Below are 20,057 nucleotides of genomic sequence, written 5' to 3'. Positions count from 1 at the left end.
TTTAACCTCCTAATAGTTTCATAAAATTTATTTTTGAATCTGTAGGAATAGCTCTAAGTTCTAATTCAATACCTAGATTAGCAAGTTTTTTAAATGTTTCTTTATCTTCATTATTTAAAGCTACAGTACGGGTAATCTGTTTCCTGCCTTCTTTATGCCGCATTCCCCCAATATTTACTTTTTTAATATCTACTCCCCCATTAACCATCTTTAAAATATCTCCAGGACTATCTACTAGTAGAATTATATTTTTGTTTTTAAAAAAATCTGCATTAATTTTTTCTATTGTTTCAGAAATAGATAAAATATCTACTTGCACATTAGGTGGCTTAGCCATTTCCATTAAAGTTTTTTGAAATTCATCATTGGCAACTTCATCATTAGCTACAATAATTTGATTTATATCTAAAAATTTTGTCCAAGCAACTGCAACTTGACCGTGAATAAAACGGTCATCGATCCGTACCAGCTTTAAATTCAAATTGTTCACCTTCTTTTTGTTCAACTTGTACTATTTGTATTCCTTTATTACCTGCATGATAGGCTATCTCAGCCAAAATGCTTAAAGGTTTATTTCTATTTGTCAAGGTTTCTAACAGCATAGATAAATTGATTCCAGTTACCACTTTCACAGGCTCTGTCAATAACAAATAAGTACTGGCATTGGTGGGACTGCCTCCGAAAATATCTGTAAGGATTAAAACACCGTAATCAGTTTTGACCTTTTTAACGGCATTGGCTACTTTTGATCTTAGCTCTATTAAGCTGTCTTCAGGCAAAACATTTACAGGAATCAAATTCCTTTGCTTACCCATGATCATTTCACTTGTTTTTATTAACTGTTCAGCCAAATTACCATGGGCTACAATTACTATTCCCACCATGTTAACCATCCTTCCTTAAAAAAGACAAACCCACCCCAATGTTAAACAAAGGGTGGGTTATTATTTTCGTTATTTCCTTATACCCAATTATTTTATTATGATTATATTTATTAACTAATATGATTATATTACTTAATTTAAAAAATGTCAAATACTATGCCATATTTGATAGCCGCTAAACTTATTTTACCAAGCTTTTAGTATTAACTTTATTATATCTATTAGTATTAACTTTATTATATCTATATGTAAATATGTCAAAAAAATATGATTGATTTTCCTCCCATCAATGAGGATAACAAAAAAAGGGGAGCCTCCCCTTATATTTATCCGATAAAACAGCTACTTTGTTGCTCCTCGAGTAAGACCAGAGATAAGTAACTTTTGTAACATAAGGTATACTATAGCTATAGGGAAAGCAACTAGTACAGCTCCAGCAGCAAACCGTGTAAAGTTATTTGCAAACTGATGACTTACAAATTGGTGTAATCCTAAAGCTAAGGTGTAGTTAGACGGACTTCTGAGAACAATTCGAGGTAAAATATAATCAAACATAGGACCAAAGAAATTAAACAAAGCAACTACTGAAATTATAGGTAAAGCTAAAGGTAACATAATCCTATAAAAAACTGTCAAATGCCCTGCCCCATCAATATAGGCAGCTTCTTCGATGCTCTTTGGAATTGTATCTAAATAGCCTTTCATAATCCAGGTATTAAAAGGTATCTGTCCCCCAGCATATACCAAGATTAGTCCTAAATGGGAATCTAATAAGTTAAGTCTAAGAAGGAGAACGTAAATGGCTATCATACCCATTGCTCCAGGAAACATCTGAATTATCAAAAAGGTCATCATCGCTACCTTACGCCCCCAAAATCGAAAACGGGAAAAAGCATAAGCGGTCATAGTAGTTAACACTACTGATACAGCAGAATTTATAACGGCAATCTTAAGGGTGTTCTTATACCACAATAGATAGTTTGTTTCAGTAAATAAAATCCGATAATGATTCAAAGTAGGATTTCTGGGTATCAACTGACTACCAGAAAGACTTCTGCCAGGATTGAGAGAACTTGATACAATCCAAGCTATTGGATAAAATACAATGACTACCATAATAATTAACACCAGATAAGTCACTATTAACCCCCAATTAAAGGAATGATTTTTTATTTTATACCGAATCATGATATCACATCCTCTTCCTGGAATTGTCTAGTCCTCCTAAAGTTCCATATAGAAACACCGGCAACAAAGAAAAATATCACTAAAGATATAGCAGAAGCATAATTGTATCGGAATAACTCATCAAAAGTAATCTTAAATACCCAGGTAATTAAAATATCTGTAGCTCCAGCCCCTCTAGATCCTACCAATGCAGGGCCACCTCCAGTTAATAGGTATACAACGTTAAAGTTGTTAAAGTTATGGGCAAAGGACATTATTAATAAAGGTGCCACACTATATAATACCAGGGGTAGGGTGATTCTCCAAAACTTTTGAAAACCTGAAGCACCATCTACCTCAGCGGCATCATAAATTTCCGAAGATATACTCTGGAGCACACCAGAACAGAGAATCATAAACCAAGGAAAACCTAACCAAAGATTGACTAGTAATACCATTATTCTAGACCAAAATCCATCGGTAAACCAAGGTATCCTTCCTAATCCAAGATTAATTAGCATTTGATTTATATGACCAAATTGATCATTAAATAATCCCCGAAAAACCAATATAGATATAAACCCCGGAATGGCCCAAGGTAATATAAGTAGTGTTCTAAACAGGCGACGAAACTTAAGTTTGGGATGATTAAGCAATATCGCTAGCAACAAACCTAATAAAAAAGTTGATAAAGTAGAAACAACTGTCCATATTAAAGTCCAACCTAACACTTGAAAAAAAGTAGTGCGCCATGCTTCCAGTGTAAAGACTCTAACAAAATTAGTAAAACCGACCCATTCCAAAATATGTCGTGGAGGAGAGGTACTAGCAGTGTAATTGGTAAAACCGATAGAAATAGCAAAAATTAGCGGCATTGCAGTAAAAAACAATAACAAAAGAAAACCCGGAGTTAGCAGCAATAAAGGAAAACCCTTTTCTTTTAGAGTATTTAAACTTTGTTTTATCCCTGGTGCAGGAATTCCCATATCCAGCAATCGCCCTGTTTTTCTAGCATCGACCACATTACTAATATATATTGCTAAAAATAAAGCAAAAATAATAAAAATAATAATTGCATCTATCATCAAAAACAGGGAATGATCTCGCATTGGCTGCTCCCCTAAACTAGTTATCGCCCATAATGCATAATGCATAGGTCTAAATCCTATAATTAAAGCAAAAATCTGAAATATCATCAGACTAAAACCCTTTATCCACTGGCGATTATAAAGTTGCCCTAGCCCCATAAACAGCAAGCTTAAAATTGTAGCAATGTTAGCATGCCTAGTGCCATAAATCTGTTCCGGTTGTTGAGAAACAATTTTAACTTTCATTACTTTTAAACTCACCCCCAAGTTAATTATATTCATTGCCTGTCCTGTCCCTAAGGACAGGACAGGTAATGAATATGTTCCTTACTCGTGCATTTCTGCAATACCATCTCTAATAAACTTAACTGCTTGATCCAGTGCTTCTTGAGAGCCCATTTCTCCTCTAGTAGCTAAGTCAATAGCATCACTAACATTACCCCAAACTACCCTCATTTCAGGTATATTGGGCATAGGTATAGCGAATTCCCCTTGAGCTAAAAAGGCAGCTGCTATTTCATCATTAAAAGTAATATCATGGCGAGGAGGAATCTGATTTGTATCTGTAAACCTCAGTTCTGAACTTTCTTTATTACTTAGGAACTCAATTAATTTTGTCGCCCAATAAGGATGCTCACTAAAGGCACTTAGGTACCAACCTTTATAACCTGAAAAAGGCATAGGATTGTTGCCATTAGGTAATGTAGGTAAAGGAGCAACCCCAACATTAATACCTGCATCCTTAAAACCCTGAATAGACCAAGGACCATTAATGATCATTGGAGTCCTTCCCAAGTTAAATTGATCTTGCATTACATCATAATCAGTTGATAAAGGTAGATAACCACCATCTGTAAACTCTTTTATCAGTTCCAAAGCAGCTACAGCACCTTGATTGTTAAGACCAATATCATCTATATCATAAACTCCATCTTCAAAACCAAATACATATCCACCCATACCGGCGAAAAATCCGTGTACAAAATAGAAGTTTTTAAAATCAAATAAAAAGCCAAATCGATTATCATTTTTATTTGTATGTTCTTTTACAACACTCCACAACTCTTCCCATGTTTGTGGTGGATTAGATATTATATCCTTATTGTAAATTAAGGCAGTGGTCTCAATAGTTTTAGGAAGACCATAGAGGTAACCGTCATAGTGCATTGCCATTATTGCCCCTTCATAAAACTGTTCCAAAGTTCCTTCTTCTATCCATTCATCTATAGGAATAATTATTCCTGCCATCACTGCTTCCCCTATCTGGTCATGGGGCCAAGTAACAACATCTGCTCCTAAACCAGCAGGTCCATCTAGTTTTAGTGTATCTCGCTGTTCTAACTCTGACACTCCAACAACTTCAACCTCTATACCATACTTTTCTGTAAATTTTTTCGCTATTTTTTCTACATTCTTCACCCATTCATCAGATTCCCAAATCACTAGCTTTTCAGGCTTATCTGGTATTACAGTTTCACCTCCCCCGTTATCACTGGGCCTAGAAACACAACCAGCAAGAAGACCCATCACTAGCAGCATAACTAGACTTACTAATCCAAACTTTCTCACAAAAATCACTCCCTTTAAATTTTTTTAGTTATATTGTTAAAAGGTGGTAGCCTTTTAACTCCTTACATAAAAGTTAACATACAAATACTTCGGGAAATCGATTGCACAATTTTGTAATAAAAAATATGCAGTTTTTAAAAATCCAATTACTACAATGATTAATCTTCTTATCTAATAAGTTTCCAATTTTTTTAGTATCAGCCCCATCTGAGATTGAAGTAAAAAATACTTATCTATTTTCACCTTATCTCCTTTAAGTAAGTCTATATAATATCCTTCGCACTGATTACCATCAATCTTAACTTCCTCAAGGGAAGGATTAGCCAGTACTAAATATTCCTCTCCCTGCCACCATCTTTTCCAAGCTGCCAAATTTCCAAGATTAAGAACTTCAATATCTCCTCGACTAAAGGCAGGGTGATTTCGTCGAACTGCTATTAGACGTCTATACCAATCTAACAACTCACCATCTTGTTTGGCTTTGTTCCAGATCATCCCCCTACGACAATCCGGATCATGTCCCCCTTCCATTCCGATCTCATCTCCGTAGTAAATACAAGGGGCACCTGGCAAAGAAAACATTAACATTGCCGCCAGCTTAAACAATTTTTTATTGCCCTTGCACCTCGTAAGAAACCGAGGTGTGTCGTGGCTATCTAACAGGTTTAAGTTACCTAACATTGCTGACCGCTGATAATAAAATAATACTTTATTGAGTTGGTGTGTAAATTCTTTACTGTCAATTTTCCCTTCAGCAACATAATCAATCAATGCTTCTGTTAATCTATAATTCATTACTCCATCGAATTGATCTCCCTGTAGCCAAGGTCCTGCAAAAAACATTATTTCTCCTACTATATATGCATCGGGTTTAATTGCTTTTACTCTACGGCGAAAATCCCGCCAAAATTGATGGTCTATTTCATTGGCCACATCTAAACGCCAACCATCTATATTTGCCTCTTTAATCCAATACTCAGCAATATCCAACAAAAATTCTTTAACTTCAGGGTTTGTAGTGTTGAGCTTAGGCATAGAAGCTACAAAACCAAAACATTCATAGTTAGGATTGGGATGGGTACGAAGGGGAAAATCGGAAATATTAAACCAGTCTGCAAATTTAGATTGATTTCCATGTTTCAAAACATCCTGAAACTGAGGAGAATACCACCCAATATGATTAAAAACAGCATCTAAAATCACCTTAATTCCCCTATTGTGGCAAGCATTTACCAACTTCTTCAAAGTTGATAAGTCTCCAAAATGGGGATCTATTGTTTTATAATCCACGGTATCATACTTATGATTACTAGGCGCAGTAAAAATTGGAGTCAAATAAATTGCATTTATACCTAATTCGCTTAAATAATCTAGTTTATCTATAATCCCCTGCAAATCCCCTCCATAAAAAGATGTAGGAGTCGGGGGACTATCCCAGGGTGTTAAGTTTGTGGGGTCATTACTAGTATCTCCGTTAGCAAATCTATCAGGAAATATTTGATAAAAAACTGCATCCCGAACCCAGTCACTAATAGTTAAGGCATCACTTACATGTACCCAAGGAAAATCAAAAAGCTCTCTATGACCTTCAATAGGCTCGCTAGTATAACCAGTTTCTTTAACCCATATAACCTGATCTGGACCATAAACTTTAAATCCATAAGTTATTCTTTTAGCTGGGCAGTACAGTCTACAATACCAGTAGGTAAAAAGTTCGTCTCGTCCTAATACTGTCATATCTAATTGTGAGACAGTAGAATCCCAATCATATTTATCCCCGTAAATAATCTCCACTTTTTTAACTTCTGGCCCAGTTTGAATCCTTATCTCTACTTCCTTATCATTGACTATAAATGCATAGTTATTTTTAGGCAAATGGTGAATAGCTTGTATTAACATTACATACCCCTTTCAAAATACCTATTAATATTACTAATAAAGAGAAAAATAAAATTAAATAATTTACCATTCAAAATAAATTGTATCTGTTCCTTTTTCCGGTGTAGTATACACTCTATTTAATCCACTTTGCCAAATCACATTCCCAGATTCATCTATTTTAATAAATTTAAATTCCAATGTTGTATCAGCTGGAACACTAATATCTAGATACCAAGTAGGATATTGATAAACTACTTGGTTAAAAAATGGTCCTATTGCCCTATTTGGATCCCAATTTCCTAATTCATGAACATTGCCAACAAGATATACATTTTGCCCCCAAGATGTATATGCATTATTAACAACAAATCTTACTGGGATTTGTTTATTAGTTAACACTTCAAAATTATAACTATTACTTTTTTCCCCACCTTCACTTGAAACAGTAATCTCATAGTTCCCTGCTGGTACTGATGGTATTTCTATCTGTATAACTGAATTAGTCCAACTAATAATTGTTGCATCTATTTCTCCAAAATTTACTGTACCTTTTTTATCACCAAAACCAACACCACTAATAGTCACTTTATTGCCTACTTGACCCATAATAGGTCCAACTTGCCCAATAAGTGGAGTAATAGTTTCCCCTGCAAATTGCCATATACTTACTTCTCCAGGATTAATTATAAATTGATTCACTGAACCATCAGGGTTAACAGTAATACTTTTACCTGATAACAATCCGTCTAGCTCATCATAATAATAACCCTCAGGAAGTTTGGTATTGAGACCAGTTATAGAGTAAGATTGACTTAAATTTCTATTTATTGCCACTAAAACAATATTATTTCCAAATTTACGTTCATAAATAATAACATCATTATTCAACCAGCGTTCTTGTGTTGTTCCGTAAGCAAGGGCTGGGTTAGACTTCCTTAAAGGTGCTAATTTTTGAATAATTTTATATGCTTTTGTATTTTGATCAAAAGACGACATAGGCTTACGATTATATGGATCACCATTTCCTGTTAAATATTGTTCAGTACCATAATAAATAGTTGGAACTCCCCTTGATGTTAGTAAAAATGCTAATCCAATTTCTACATTTCTTTTAGTTGCTCCATCATAGTGAAAGCGATCCATATCATGATTATCAATAAAAGTTACCTGATCTACAACACGTTCATAGTTGTTTTCCGTATTTTTTAGCATGTCATATAAGTCAAACATATTTTTTTCATGATTTCGAAACACACTACGTGTAGTTTGAGCAAATTCAAAGTCTAATAAACTCATACCACTATTATTTGCAAAATGATAATAATTAGGATCATATTCATCTTTACCTAAATACCACTCACCAAAAACAAATACAGGTTTATGATTATAAATGGTATCCACAAAAGATTTCTGCCATCCTAACGGCATATGTTTAACAGCATCCACTCTAATACCATCAACACCGAGATCTAACCAAAATTTTATCGAATCACGTAAATATTGATCAACAAAATTATTATTTAAATTTAATCCTGCTAAATCAAACAGGTTTCTATATATACTATCTTCATAAGTTGAAAAATCAGTTCCTCCAAAATGGTAAAAAATTTCATTTAAATCATTAGAATAAGAAGCTACAAATTCTCCGTTATTATACAAATTACCATCTTCAGCATAGTTAGGATTATTAACTTCTGCTGGAGAAGTATGATTAGGTGCAAAATCAATAATTACTTTTATATCATGTTCATTAGCAACCGCTATAAGTTCTCTAAAATCATTTAAATCCCCAAAAAAAGGATTATTTCTTTTAAAATCCCTTGCCCAATAACCATGATAAGATGTTCCAAATTGCGGATGAACAGCATATATATTTTCTACTGGTGAAGAAATCCAAATAGCTGAAATTCCCATATCAGGTAAATATCCATCCTCAATTTTTTGTATAATACCTCTCCAATCTCCACCTAAATATTTACGCAAATCAGCCCCGTCCTCAGAATAAAGGTTTTCACAAGTTGGATTATTATATTTATCGCCATCTAAAAAACGATCTGTTACAATCTGATATATAACATCAGTAGCATAATTTACTTGATTATTAACACTTGTATGCTCTTTGATATGTTCTAGTGAATTTTGAGTGGCATTTGTTACTGGTTGAAAAATGCTTAACACTCCAAACAATAAAAGAATAGATAAACAAATACATATTGCTTTACCTATACTATTTTTTTTATTTATCATAAAAACTTCTCCCTTCTTAACTAGATATTTTTCATTTTTTTAATAATTAAGGAAAGATAAACTTATAAAACTGATTCTTCACTTTCTTTATCAAAAATATGGACTTTATTCATATCTAAAGCTACTTTAATTTTACTATCAACAACTGCTTTTGATCTTGCATCTACCCTAGCTGTTAATTGAACTTCCCCTAACACGAGATATAGATAGTTTTCTGCTCCCATTTTTTCAACTACTTCTACTACTGGTTCTATGACACTTTCCGGTGAACTTTCAATAAATACCGGTTCATCATGGAGATCTTCAGGTCTAATACCCATGATAACTTCTTTTCCTACATAACCCTTTTCTCTTAATACTTTACTTTTACCTGAAGGTATTTTTATTTCTACTCCAGCAAATTTTAAGTACAAGTCACTGTCCTTTTCTACTATGACAGAATCTATGAAATTCATCGCAGGAGAACCTATAAAACCTGCAACAAAGACGTTTTTGGGGTTATCGTAAATTTCTTGAGGTGATGCCACCTGTTGTACTACTCCATCTTTCATAACTACAATTCTATCTCCCATAGTCATAGCTTCTGTTTGATCATGGGTTACATAAATCATTGTTGTTTGTAACCTATGGTGTAATTTACTGATTTCTGTACGCATTTGGACCCTTAATTTAGCATCAAGGTTAGATAAAGGCTCATCCATTAAGAAAACTTGAGGATTCCTTACTATAGCTCTACCTAATGCTACCCTTTGCCTTTGACCACCGGAAAGCTCCTTTGGCTTTCTTTTTAGCAAGTTCTCTATTCCTAAAATTCTAGCTGCTTCTTTCACCCTTTGGTCAATTTCACTTTTACTAAATTTTCTAAGCTTAAGTCCAAAGGCCATATTTTCATAAACGTTCATATGGGGATACAAGGCATAATTTTGGAAAACCATTGCTATATCCCTGTCTTTAGGGGGAACATCATTTACTTTTTTATCTCCTATGTACAGCTCCCCATCGGTTATTTCTTCAAGACCTGCAATCATCCTTAAAGTAGTGGATTTACCACAACCGGATGGTCCTACCAAAACTAAAAACTCCTTGTCTTGGATTTCTAAATTAAAGTCATTTACCGCCATTACATCTCCATAGTATTTGGAAATGTTTTTCAAAACAACTTTTGCCATTTTCTAACCTCCTTTAAATTCAAGTTGTTCACCTTTTTGTTCTACTTGTACTATTTGGACACCTTCACTCCCTGCTTTATAAGCCAATTGAGTCAATCTATCTAAAGACTTATTTCTATTTGCCAAAGTCTCTAGAAGCATAGCTAAGTTTACTCCAGTTATAACTCTCACATTTCCATCAAGCAATAAGTAAGTGCTGGCATTGGTGGGACTGCCTCCAAAAATATCAGTGAATATAATGACTCCATTAGCTGTTTTTACCTTTTCTATAGCTTCTTTTACTTTTACTCGAAGCTCTATCAAACTATCTTCAGGTAATACATTTACAGCCAACAAGTTCTTTTGTTTACCTAAAATCATCTCACTGGTTTTTATAAATTGTTGGGCTAAGTTGCCATGGGCAACAATCACTATTCCCACCATTTTTACCATCCTTCCTTAAAAAAGACAAACCCACCCCAATGTTAAACAAAGGGTGGGTTATTATTTTACTTATTTTTCTTATACCCTAAAATTATATTATTATAATTATCTTATCAATCCATAATCTTTATCAGAATTTTTTCTTGTTATTATATATTCTACATAAAAACAAAATATCCTTTTTTTAAAAAATATTTTTTTTAAAAAAACATCTTAATTTTATATTTTAAAATATATAATAATTTCTCATAATCATAAAAAAGAAAAAACTTGGAACCCAATAAGGTTTCAAGTTTTCCTGAAATTAATTTTTGACTTTAGTTAAATCAGATAATAAAATAGTTAAATGCTGTCTTTCTCCCTTTTGGTTTACACCAGGAAACTTTTCTTCCATCAGGGATAGTATACTTTCTGCTATTTCATAAGCCTGTGGATATTTTTTAGAAAGATCTCCAAAAACCCCTTCATCCAGCTCTTCAAGTATCCCTCTGGTACAAAGATTAGCTAAGTGGTTATACAAAGTTACACTGTGAAAAAAAGTCAATCCTTTAAAACCCTTAGCAGCTAAACTTTCATCTACTTTCTTAAGTAAAGATATTAAATAATCTTTTTGTTCTTTATCCTTAGTAGAAACTAAAGGCAAAAATTTTTCTTCCATTTCTTGTAGCCACATTTTAATCACCTAATAAACCGTAATAATGTACTCCTAAACCAGAGATTTCATGGTCTACATTAAGTCCAGGTATCCCTATTTTCCCATAGATAGCCACTGCTAAATGGGCATCATCTCTAACAATACCAATTTTCATCCCTGCTCCAGAAATGGAAGTCATAGGACCACCTAAACCTGCCAATGCCCTTTCTACACAGCGGGCTAATACCCGTCTATCTTGAATGTTATCAGTAATAACAGCACTATTTACTGCTGCAGCTAATGAATTTCTTAAAACCTTATTTTTTACCTCTTCCCCTTTACCACCTGCCCTGGTTATTACAGCTAATAAGTCTTTTCCATTTAGTAATTCTACAAGGGCATCGTCTGAATCATCGGCAATCATAGCTAATGCCAAAGCTGCTTTACCAATAGGTATTTTCCCTTCTTCACCCTCAAGAATTTTAGTTATGTCTAGCAAATTTTTCACCCCATATCTTCTCTAACTTTCATACATTAAAATAATAATGTTAATACATTTTAAATATACAATGCAAACTAATTTCTGTCAATTATAATTAACTTTTTTCCAGAAAACTAAAAAAAAATAATGCTCCGAACAGCGGCCTATACTGTTCGGAGTATTCACAGGGGGCTAATGAAAGTAAGTCATTAACCATTATCTATTTTGCTCTCATTTCAGCAAATTATACATTTAATGCTTCACTTAATGGTGGTACAATTTGTAATTTCCTTGACATTACCCCTGGTAAATAAATAATTTCATCTACTGGTTTAGAAAAAGCAAGCTCTACATAGGTATTTAAACTACCGATGGAAAACATGTAGGAATTACCTTCTACTATGTCAGTAATTACCATTAGTATATGATCTAATCCTTTTTTATTTTTTATTCGTTCCATTTCTCCTAAAATAGAGTTTTTCATTTCTAAAATTTTTCTTGCATCGGTTGTTTCAAATTGACCCAGAGCCACTCTACCTTTTAAAAAGGAAAACTCTTTCAAGTCACCGGTGACAATTTCATAAGGTGTAATCTTTTCTAGATTTTCTGACCATCCATAGATTTTCCCACCAAATTCTTTGATATCTAGTCCCGTTAAGTTTGATAAATATAGGGCCATCTCTTTGTCTTGGGAAGTTGTAGTAGGGGATTTTAAAATGACGGTATCAGATAAAATGGCAGCTAATAGCAAAGCAGCTATTTTTTTCTCTGGGATAATTCCCTTTTGAAGATACATTTCCGTTACCAACGTAGCAGTACTCCCTACTGGTTTACAATTTATAAAAATAGGTTTTTTCGTTTGTACATCTCCTAAACGGTGATGATCAATTATTTCAATTATTTCACCCCATTCTAAACCGTCAACACTTTGGGATTTCTCGTTATGATCAACTAATATTATTTTTTTAGGCTGTGCATTTAAAATTTCCCCTTTAGTCACTATTCCTAGATACTGTCCCTTTTCATTAACTACTGGAAAAGACCTGTACTTTTTTTGATTAAACAGTTCCTTAACTGTTGTGACTGTAGTATTTACATCGACAGTAAATGGCTCTTTTGTCATAATTTCCTTTCCCTTACGGGCTAAAGAAATTAAGCGGGCAGCGGAAAAAGTGTCTCCATCGTAGCCTAATATAGGGGTTCCTTTCCTTTGGGCCAATTCTAAGACTTTCTTTGAGGGCTTTGCTCCTCCAGTTATTATCAAAGCATTGATTCCATACTCTAATCCTTGAATTTGACAATCTTCTCTATCACCTATAAGTAAAATATCATTTTCCCCTAAATGACTAAGTAGTTTTTCAACTCCCATAGCCCCTACAATTATCCGTCCAGATATTAATTGATCTTTATCCCCTAAAAATATAGTTCCATTTAAAGTTTTCTGTACACTTTCAAGGTCAATACCTGTAGAAATAGTTTCACCACTAGATATTTCTTGTAAATATAATTTAGCGAAATCCCCAGCTGTTATAATACCAGTTACAACATTCTCTTTATTCACTAAAGGGATAGTTTTTACTCCTTCTTTTCCCATAATATAACCTATATTTTTTAGGGTCTCTTCTTCTGAAAGATAAGGATGCTCCCTATTCATAAAGTCTTTTACCTTTAGTTCCATAGTATCTAGAACTTCTGGTGGTTCAATTCCCAGTAACTCTAAAACATGTTTAGCTTCTCCCGTTATAGCACTACATACCTTAGGAACACATTTTTGACCTAATTTGTTTTTTAAAGCACTATATGAAATGGCTGAAGCCACAGAATCAGTATCAGGATTTTTATGACCTAAAACAATTATTTCTCCATCCATCTTCCAATACCTCCTTAATTTTAGCCTAAATATTATATAACACCTCTCCCTAACTGTCCAGTATTAGCTTTCCCTTAAATGAATAAAAAAAGCAAGGTATATGGTAATACTGCAATACACCTTGCTTAAATATTATTATTTACTTCCTAAAGCTGAAATTATAATAGTAAGTAGGCTAGAAATAGTGGTAAAGTAAATTCCTTCACCCAAAAGCCCTACCGTTTCTCTATATGTTGTTACTGGTAAATCATAACGGGAGTTTACAGTAAAAATATAGTAAAGTATACACAACACAATAATTGAGGAAATTCTCGCGATCCATCTCAAGTCCAGCTTTTGCACTAATAATATCAAGGCGATAGATATAACTGCTAATAGAAATACTATTTTTCCAACAGGTTCATCTATCCCTTTTACTTCCCCCATGATGTGTACCCAACTCATTAGGGTACCGAAAACTACAAATATCATAGTACAAAAGACAAAACTTTTAAACCTAGGCCACGAATCATTCACTTTTTTTTCCCTTCCTTTATCTATAAATTTCACTTTAAAAGTTAAAAGTGATCAAATTCTATTAAATATATATTACTATAAAAAAGTTAAAATTCCTCTTATCCTTTCAAAATTTGGTAATAAAATTCTTCATATTCTTTTATAATCTTCCCTTGGTCAAAATATTTAACTGCCCTCTCCCTTCCTTTATTACCCATTATCTCTCTTAAATTATCATTAGTTAAAATAGCTAAACTTTTTTGAACAAAAAGGCCTATATTCCCAACTTCAACTAAATAGCCGTTATCTCCATCTTTTATCACTTCTGGTAAACCTCCCACTTTACTTCCTACAACGGGTACATTGCAAGCCATGGCCTCTAAAGCAACGAGGCCAAAACTCTCCTGTTCCGATGGTAAAAGTAGAAGATCTGCTACTGATAAAAAGGGAATGATATTAGCTTGTTGCCCTAAAAACCTTACATCTAAATTATACTTGGCTGTCAGCTTTTCAGCTTTACTCCTTTCCACCCCATCACCAATCATCAATAAAACACTATCTACCTTTTCACTAATTCCTTTAAATATTTCTATAACATCGGTAATTCTTTTGACAGGTCGAAAGTTTGAAATGTGAATTACAACTTTTTTCCCATTAAGACCTAAACAATTAACTAATTTAGAATTTCTTTCCCTTTTATAACTAGCAGTATCGACAAAATTATAAATAACTTGGATATCCCTTTTAATATCAAAAATTTTGTATGTATCTTCTTTAAGACTTTGGGAAACTGCGGTTACTCCATCACTAGCTTCTATGGCAAATTTAGTTATAGGGAAGAAAGTCTGATCGTTACCTACTAAAGTAATATCGGTACCATGTAGGGTAGTAACTAATTTTAAATTAGGTACCATAAGCTTAGCTAAATAACCGCATATTGAATGGGGGATGGCATAATGGGCATGGATTATATCTAATTTCTCATTAAGGGCTACTTCTGCAATCCGGGAAGCTAAGGCCAAGGTATATGGTGGATATTTAAACAAAGGGTAAGTGGGAATTTCTAAATGGTGATAGACTATCCTTTGGTGATAGCCATTTAATCTAAAAGGCACTTCATAGTTAATAAAGTGGACAATATGACCTTTATCAGCTAAAGTCTTTCCTAATTCTGTGGCCATAGCACCACTGCCCCCATAGGAAGGATAACAAGTAATTCCTATTTTCAACATCTTTACAACATACCTATATTCATAATATTGTCTACCCCTAATACCCCTTTATAATACAAAGCTTCACCAAATTTAACACCGATAGATTGGCCATGGTATCTAGCGATAGTTTCAATTCCCTCGAAAATATCTTCTCTATTGACATTAGTTGGCAATCCCTTATCCCTAGATAAAAACTGGGATTCATGGGCCTTTAAAGCCTCCATTTTAATAGGGAAGCTATCGGTTACATCAACTATAAAGGAAGGTTGAAGATACTTTGGTAAAAAGAAATGATATATTCTCTCTGGTCGAAATCTTTCTCCCTGGGCAGGATACTTGGCAAGACCTGCTAAGTGGGCAGCTTGCCTAACTAAAAGGGCACTATTATAGTGGTCGGGATGTTGCTCAGGATCAGGATAGTGGGTTAAGATTATTCGAGGCCTAAACTGGCGAATGAGTTCGATAACCTTTATTAAATTTTCCTCACTTACTTTAATTTTTCCATCGGGTAAGTCCATAACCACCCGCTTAGAGCCTAAGATTTCCGCAGCTCTTTTCCCTTCCCTTTCCCTTATTTGAGGTGTCCCGTTTGTCCCCATTTCCCCCTTTGTTAAATCAACGATCATTGTTTTTACATCTGACCCTTTATACTTTGCTAAAATCCCTCCCACCCCAATTTCCACATCGTCGGGATGGGCTCCAATTGCCATAATGTCTATCACAAAAATACCTCCCTTTACCTTATATTAGAATTATAATTCAACATATTGTAGTTTAAAATTTTCCAACTGGATGTTTTCAGTAATTTTTTCGATTAAATTAGGATAATACTTTAAAAGGAAATAAAAGGGACTTACAATTCTCTGCTGCTCAATGTTGTAAGGATAACAGTTGTTTTGGATTTTCTCTATATTTCTGATCATTCCTTGATATTTCTCTTTATGGGCATTATAAGTTTTGTTTTGTAAAAAATCAATTTGCTTGAGAATTAACTGTCGATTTTTATCACCAAGTGTGGATAACTGTGGATTTATTGTTGATATTTTGTCGATAAGTCTGTTATATTGGTGGATAATGTCAGTTCTTAACTCCTGAAAATCCCTTTCTAATCCTTCCCAAAGGCTATTGTGGATAACTTCCCTTTTAAACCGTTCTAAACTGTGGATATGTGGATAATTCAGTGAATATCTTTCTAAAAATTTCTTTACATGGGGTTCTATAAGTAAAAAACTCTGCCTTGGATAAATAACAGGTAAATTAAATCCAGTTAAGATTTTATACATATCTTTTATTTGAGCTAAATAATTTACTTCTCCAGGACCTGCCACATAAGCTAAAGTTGGAAAAACTACATCTTGAATTACCGGTCTTAAAAAAACATTAGGGCTTATTAACCCCTCATCGATATATTGAATTATTTCCCCTTGATTGAAAACTTCCCCAGTTTTAATTAAAAAAACTTCCTTTTCCTTTCTTAATTTATATCTATAATTTCCCTTTAGTAAAAAGAGATTAGTTTCAGAATTATAGTCAATAGGGTTTTGCAGAGGATAGCCTAGGCACTGGATTTGTTTATTTGTCTTCTCCAGTTCCTTCATTAACTCCTCTCTCTTTAGTACCATTTCCTGAAATATTCCGTTACTTTCAGTTTTGATAACCTTTGCCTTAGAATCCACCAAAACTATACCTGTTCCTTCCAATAATTTAGTAAGTAACTTAGCAAACCAATTACTGTAATTTTTATCAAAGGTGACTTCTAATAAGTTGATGATTTTCGGTAAATACTCGGTGGAAAAACCTAAATCTTGAATAAAAGAAATTAATCTATTAAGGGTTTCTTCCCCTATTTCCCGCCTGTAAGCAGGTAAATCACTACCCTCTCCCTCTATAATAAATTTTTTCGGGTTACCTTCTCGATCTAAAAGGATCGTATTATTGATCTCTAACCAATCATGATCTTCATCAGCTACCCAAAAAATTGGTACTATAGGTTCCCCTGTTTCTTTCTCTATTTTTTCCCCTAACTTTACCGCTGTCAAAGCTTTATAGATAGTGTACATAGGACCACCTAGTAAGCCACATTGTTGTCCTGTAATTACAACCTTTGCACCAGATTCCAGCTTATCAATATTTCTCAATGTTTTTTCACTACAACCTAAACTTTTGTTATATTCCCTTAAATAATGACATAGTTTTATTGATACCCTTTTATCCTTTAAGTCCGCCACTTTGTCCTTTAAACCTTGGAAATTAGGGGGATAAGAAAATAAAGACAGGGCTTTAGGATCCTTTTCTATGTAATTGTAGTAAATATTTTCCATTTTTGCACCCCTTATTTTTAATCATTTAAGTTAAACCCTATGGATGCCCAAAAAGCATACATAGGGTTATCTTACCTATTTCCTTATAATTCTTTCATCAATTTCTTTTATACTACCACAGCCAGTTAAAATCATACCTTGGTATAACTGACTTTGAATAACCTTGTAATATTCCTCTACCCCTTGGGCACCTCCACCAAAGGCTTGAGTAACAAAGGGTCGGCCAATTAATACACAGTCAGCACCTAAAGCTAACATTTTTAAGACATCTATTCCCGTTCTTACACCACCGTCAGCAAAAATAGTTATTTTACCTTTTACCCTTTTTGCTATCTCTGGTAAAACTTCTGCAGCCCCTGGGCAGCTATCTAATACCCTGCCACCATGGTTAGATACAACTATAGCTTGTGCTCCAATTTCCACTGCCAATTCCGCTTCATCAACAGTCATAACCCCTTTTAAAATAAAAGGAAGAGCCGTTGATTGAACTAATTCCTTCAGTTCTGCAACAGTTTTAGGACCTACCGGCTGACCTTTTAATGCCATAGTTACTAAACCGGCCCCATCGATATCTACACCTATTGCAACTGCCCCTGCCTTTTCCCCTTCTTTAATTCTAGATATAATTTCCTGTTGTGAACGGGGTTTAATAATGGGAATTCCTCCGCCAAATTCCTTAATAGCTTCAAGGCCAGAATTATACATAGCAGGATCCGCTCCATCGCCGGTCATAGCAAGGGACCCAGCTTTTAAACTTCCTTCAACGAGATATGAAACAAATTCCTTTTCCCCTATTTTTCCACCCATGTTATAGGTAGTCCCTGTCATAGGCCCAACCATTACAGGAAGGGAAATTTTCCTTCCAAAAATAGTTGTGGAAGTATCAGGATCCTTTTTATCATGGATAGTCCTCATATTAAGTTTAACTTTTGCTAAACTCTCTAAATTAGCCCAAAAAGAACTTCCTGTACCGACACCACCCATACCTGGTACTTGGCCTTTACATGCCCTACCATCACAAACAGGACAAACTTTACAATAGCCAGTCATCAATTCCCTTGCTTTTTTTCTGATTTCTGTAGGCATATTAGATCTCTCCTTGCACTTTTTAATTTTGGTCAGAAATTAAAGAAGTTAAAATTGCACTAATAACACTTAAAACAATAGCTCCCAATACTGCAGACCAAAAATTGGTGATAACAAAACCAGTAACATTAGCTTGTACCAACCACAAAATAAAACCATTGATGATAAAAGTAAACAATCCTAAAGTCAAGATAGTTATAGGGAAAGTTATTATTTTAATTATCGGTCTGATTACAGCATTGGCTAACCCTAATACTAAAGCGGCGATTAAGGCTGAACCAAAAGACTTAATTTCAATACTTGCAAAAAGCTGTGCTGTTAAAAATAAGGCTAAACCATTGATTACCCATCTCCAAACTAATCCTCTCATTTCCGCCACTCCTCTACATTATTTTACATTAATTTTATCATAAAATGTTGAAATTAACCACCAATTGCCAAAATTTATGTTTAAATTGATAAGGTCACAGGATAGCCTGTGACCTCTAAGATTATTTAGGTTGTGGTGGATAGAAATCTGGGAATGGTAGTTGTTGGAAATCATCACATGGGTCTGTATCTGGGAACTCTTCGCAAAGAGGGGGAAGAGGGCAGAAACCATAAGTTGGAACAAGAAGCTGTACTTGAGCTACAGATTTTAAAATTATGAAAGCACCAATTGGGATAAAGGCTAGAGCAGGACCTTCTTCTGGATATTCTAAAACTGGTTCCCCTGCTACTTGGAAAATAGCTTCTACTATTACTTCCATCTTGTCTAAATCTGGCATGTATAGTATAACATCTTTTTCAAAGCAAACTATATTCTTAATAAGGTTGTAATTATTATTGTTATTGTTACTATTATTACTATTAACTTTAACAGGTGGTATTACTTTTACTTTAACTCCTTGTTGATTCACAACATACATTTCAATTTGAGCACAAACTTCTACTTGCACCCTTGCTAAAGGACCTCCATCGATTAACTCCCTATCTATTACTTCATAGGTCACAGAACTTGGTACTATTTTAGTATAAGCATAAGCTACATCCTCTTCATCCCAGCCATTTGGTAAATACCATGGAAACTCAAAGAACTGACATTCTTGTTGACGGCAAGCATCATATACTTTTTTAACTATAATACAATCAATTTCAAAGGGTTTTGGTGGAATTGGTGGCTTAGGCTTATAATGTCTAGTCATATCTTCTTCATTTACATCTTCTAAAATGTTTTCCTCAAAAAATTTATCTTCCATACCGGATAACCTCCTTTTCTTCTATCTTCTCTACCATAGTATGTAGGTGAAGAAAAAAGGTGATAAAAAACACCCCAGCCAAATGGGGTGATGAAAATTATCTTTGAATAAATAATTGAGTTACTAAAACTCCAGAAGGATTACCATCTACAATTCCAAGGTTATTAATTTTGTTAAAATCAATAGAAATAATCAAATATTTTAACAAAATTATTTATCAGTCAACACAGCTTAAGCTATGTTTACTCTGATTGGGTGTAACCCCACACCCTCTATCCCCTCAGAAAATA

At 34.0% G+C, this 20,057-nt stretch carries 19 protein-coding genes; all 19 read right to left on the bottom strand.

Annotated features, from left to right (window positions below; translation table 11 throughout):
* Position 1 precedes the first annotated feature (1 nt).
* The 19 genes from BMX60_RS04875 to BMX60_RS04785 all read right to left on the bottom strand — a co-directional run bounded on the left by BMX60_RS04875 (position 2) and on the right by BMX60_RS04785 (position 19,767).
* Entirely contained in the window at positions 2 to 481 is a 480-nt protein-coding gene (locus BMX60_RS04875) for a PTS sugar transporter subunit IIB (RefSeq protein ID WP_091349767.1), read from the bottom strand.
* On the bottom strand, positions 453 to 884 hold the full coding sequence (locus BMX60_RS04870) for a PTS sugar transporter subunit IIA (RefSeq protein ID WP_177159704.1): 432 nt from the start codon (positions 882 to 884) through the stop codon (positions 453 to 455). Before BMX60_RS04870 ends, BMX60_RS04875 begins: the two co-directional genes overlap by 29 nt.
* Before the next feature lie 342 nt (positions 885 to 1,226).
* Positions 1,227 to 2,072, bottom strand: a complete 846-nt coding sequence (locus BMX60_RS04865) for a sugar ABC transporter permease (RefSeq protein WP_091349763.1) — start codon at positions 2,070 to 2,072, stop codon at positions 1,227 to 1,229.
* Positions 2,069 to 3,385, bottom strand: a complete 1,317-nt coding sequence (locus BMX60_RS04860) for an ABC transporter permease subunit (RefSeq protein ID WP_091349760.1) — start codon at positions 3,383 to 3,385, stop codon at positions 2,069 to 2,071. Before BMX60_RS04860 ends, BMX60_RS04865 begins: the two co-directional genes overlap by 4 nt.
* An 81-nt stretch (positions 3,386 to 3,466) precedes the next feature.
* Positions 3,467 to 4,708, bottom strand: coding sequence for an extracellular solute-binding protein (locus tag BMX60_RS04855; protein ID WP_091349756.1), 1,242 nt, complete (start codon positions 4,706 to 4,708; stop codon positions 3,467 to 3,469).
* Between the two features lie 171 nt (positions 4,709 to 4,879).
* Complete coding sequence (locus BMX60_RS04850; protein ID WP_091349753.1) at positions 4,880 to 6,607, bottom strand: glycoside hydrolase family 13 protein; 1,728 nt, start codon at positions 6,605 to 6,607, stop codon at positions 4,880 to 4,882.
* A 63-nt stretch (positions 6,608 to 6,670) separates the two neighbouring features.
* Entirely contained in the window at positions 6,671 to 8,836 is a 2,166-nt protein-coding gene (locus BMX60_RS04845; RefSeq protein WP_091349751.1) for an alpha-amylase family glycosyl hydrolase, read from the bottom strand.
* Between the two features lie 62 nt (positions 8,837 to 8,898).
* Positions 8,899 to 10,005, bottom strand: a complete 1,107-nt coding sequence (locus BMX60_RS04840; protein ID WP_091349748.1) for an ABC transporter ATP-binding protein — start codon at positions 10,003 to 10,005, stop codon at positions 8,899 to 8,901.
* A 3-nt stretch (positions 10,006 to 10,008) separates the two neighbouring features.
* Positions 10,009 to 10,428 carry a PTS sugar transporter subunit IIA gene (locus BMX60_RS04835; RefSeq protein WP_177159703.1) on the bottom strand — a complete coding sequence of 140 codons (420 nt, stop codon included), beginning with the start codon at positions 10,426 to 10,428 and terminating at the stop codon, positions 10,009 to 10,011.
* 304 nt (positions 10,429 to 10,732) lie between these two features.
* Complete coding sequence (locus BMX60_RS04830) at positions 10,733 to 11,101, bottom strand: PRD domain-containing protein (RefSeq protein ID WP_091349744.1); 369 nt, start codon at positions 11,099 to 11,101, stop codon at positions 10,733 to 10,735.
* Position 11,102: 1 nt separating this feature from the next.
* Positions 11,103 to 11,561 carry a HutP family protein gene (locus BMX60_RS04825; protein WP_207648393.1) on the bottom strand — a complete coding sequence of 153 codons (459 nt, stop codon included), beginning with the start codon at positions 11,559 to 11,561 and terminating at the stop codon, positions 11,103 to 11,105.
* 226 nt (positions 11,562 to 11,787) lie between these two features.
* Entirely contained in the window at positions 11,788 to 13,413 is a 1,626-nt protein-coding gene (locus tag BMX60_RS04820) for a putative manganese-dependent inorganic diphosphatase (protein WP_091349741.1), read from the bottom strand.
* Positions 13,414 to 13,548: 135 nt separating this feature from the next.
* Positions 13,549 to 13,929: a hypothetical protein gene (locus BMX60_RS04815; protein ID WP_091349740.1), complete on the bottom strand. Its 381-nt coding sequence runs from the start codon at positions 13,927 to 13,929 to the stop codon at positions 13,549 to 13,551.
* Between the two features lie 98 nt (positions 13,930 to 14,027).
* Complete coding sequence (gene bshA / locus BMX60_RS04810) at positions 14,028 to 15,140, bottom strand: N-acetyl-alpha-D-glucosaminyl L-malate synthase BshA (RefSeq protein WP_091349737.1); 1,113 nt, start codon at positions 15,138 to 15,140, stop codon at positions 14,028 to 14,030.
* Between the two features lie 2 nt (positions 15,141 to 15,142).
* Positions 15,143 to 15,844: a bacillithiol biosynthesis deacetylase BshB1 gene (gene bshB1, locus BMX60_RS04805; RefSeq protein WP_091349735.1), complete on the bottom strand. Its 702-nt coding sequence runs from the start codon at positions 15,842 to 15,844 to the stop codon at positions 15,143 to 15,145.
* 30 nt (positions 15,845 to 15,874) lie between these two features.
* Entirely contained in the window at positions 15,875 to 17,443 is a 1,569-nt protein-coding gene (gene bshC / locus BMX60_RS04800) for a bacillithiol biosynthesis cysteine-adding enzyme BshC (RefSeq protein ID WP_091349733.1), read from the bottom strand.
* Positions 17,444 to 17,518: 75 nt separating this feature from the next.
* Complete coding sequence (locus tag BMX60_RS04795) at positions 17,519 to 18,529, bottom strand: alpha-hydroxy-acid oxidizing protein (RefSeq protein ID WP_091349731.1); 1,011 nt, start codon at positions 18,527 to 18,529, stop codon at positions 17,519 to 17,521.
* 22 nt (positions 18,530 to 18,551) lie between these two features.
* On the bottom strand, positions 18,552 to 18,899 hold the full coding sequence (locus BMX60_RS04790) for a phage holin family protein (RefSeq protein ID WP_091349729.1): 348 nt from the start codon (positions 18,897 to 18,899) through the stop codon (positions 18,552 to 18,554).
* A gap of 121 nt (positions 18,900 to 19,020) precedes the next feature.
* Positions 19,021 to 19,767 carry a hypothetical protein gene (locus BMX60_RS04785; RefSeq protein WP_091349727.1) on the bottom strand — a complete coding sequence of 249 codons (747 nt, stop codon included), beginning with the start codon at positions 19,765 to 19,767 and terminating at the stop codon, positions 19,021 to 19,023.
* Positions 19,768 to 20,057 lie beyond the last annotated feature (290 nt).

It is taken from the genome of Anaerobranca gottschalkii DSM 13577, from assembly GCF_900111575.1.
GTDB classification, from domain to species: domain Bacteria; phylum Bacillota; class Proteinivoracia; order Proteinivoracales; family Proteinivoracaceae; genus Anaerobranca; species Anaerobranca gottschalkii.
Note: the sequence above shows the minus strand (reverse complement) of the source record. Positions and strands in the feature narration are given on the sequence as shown.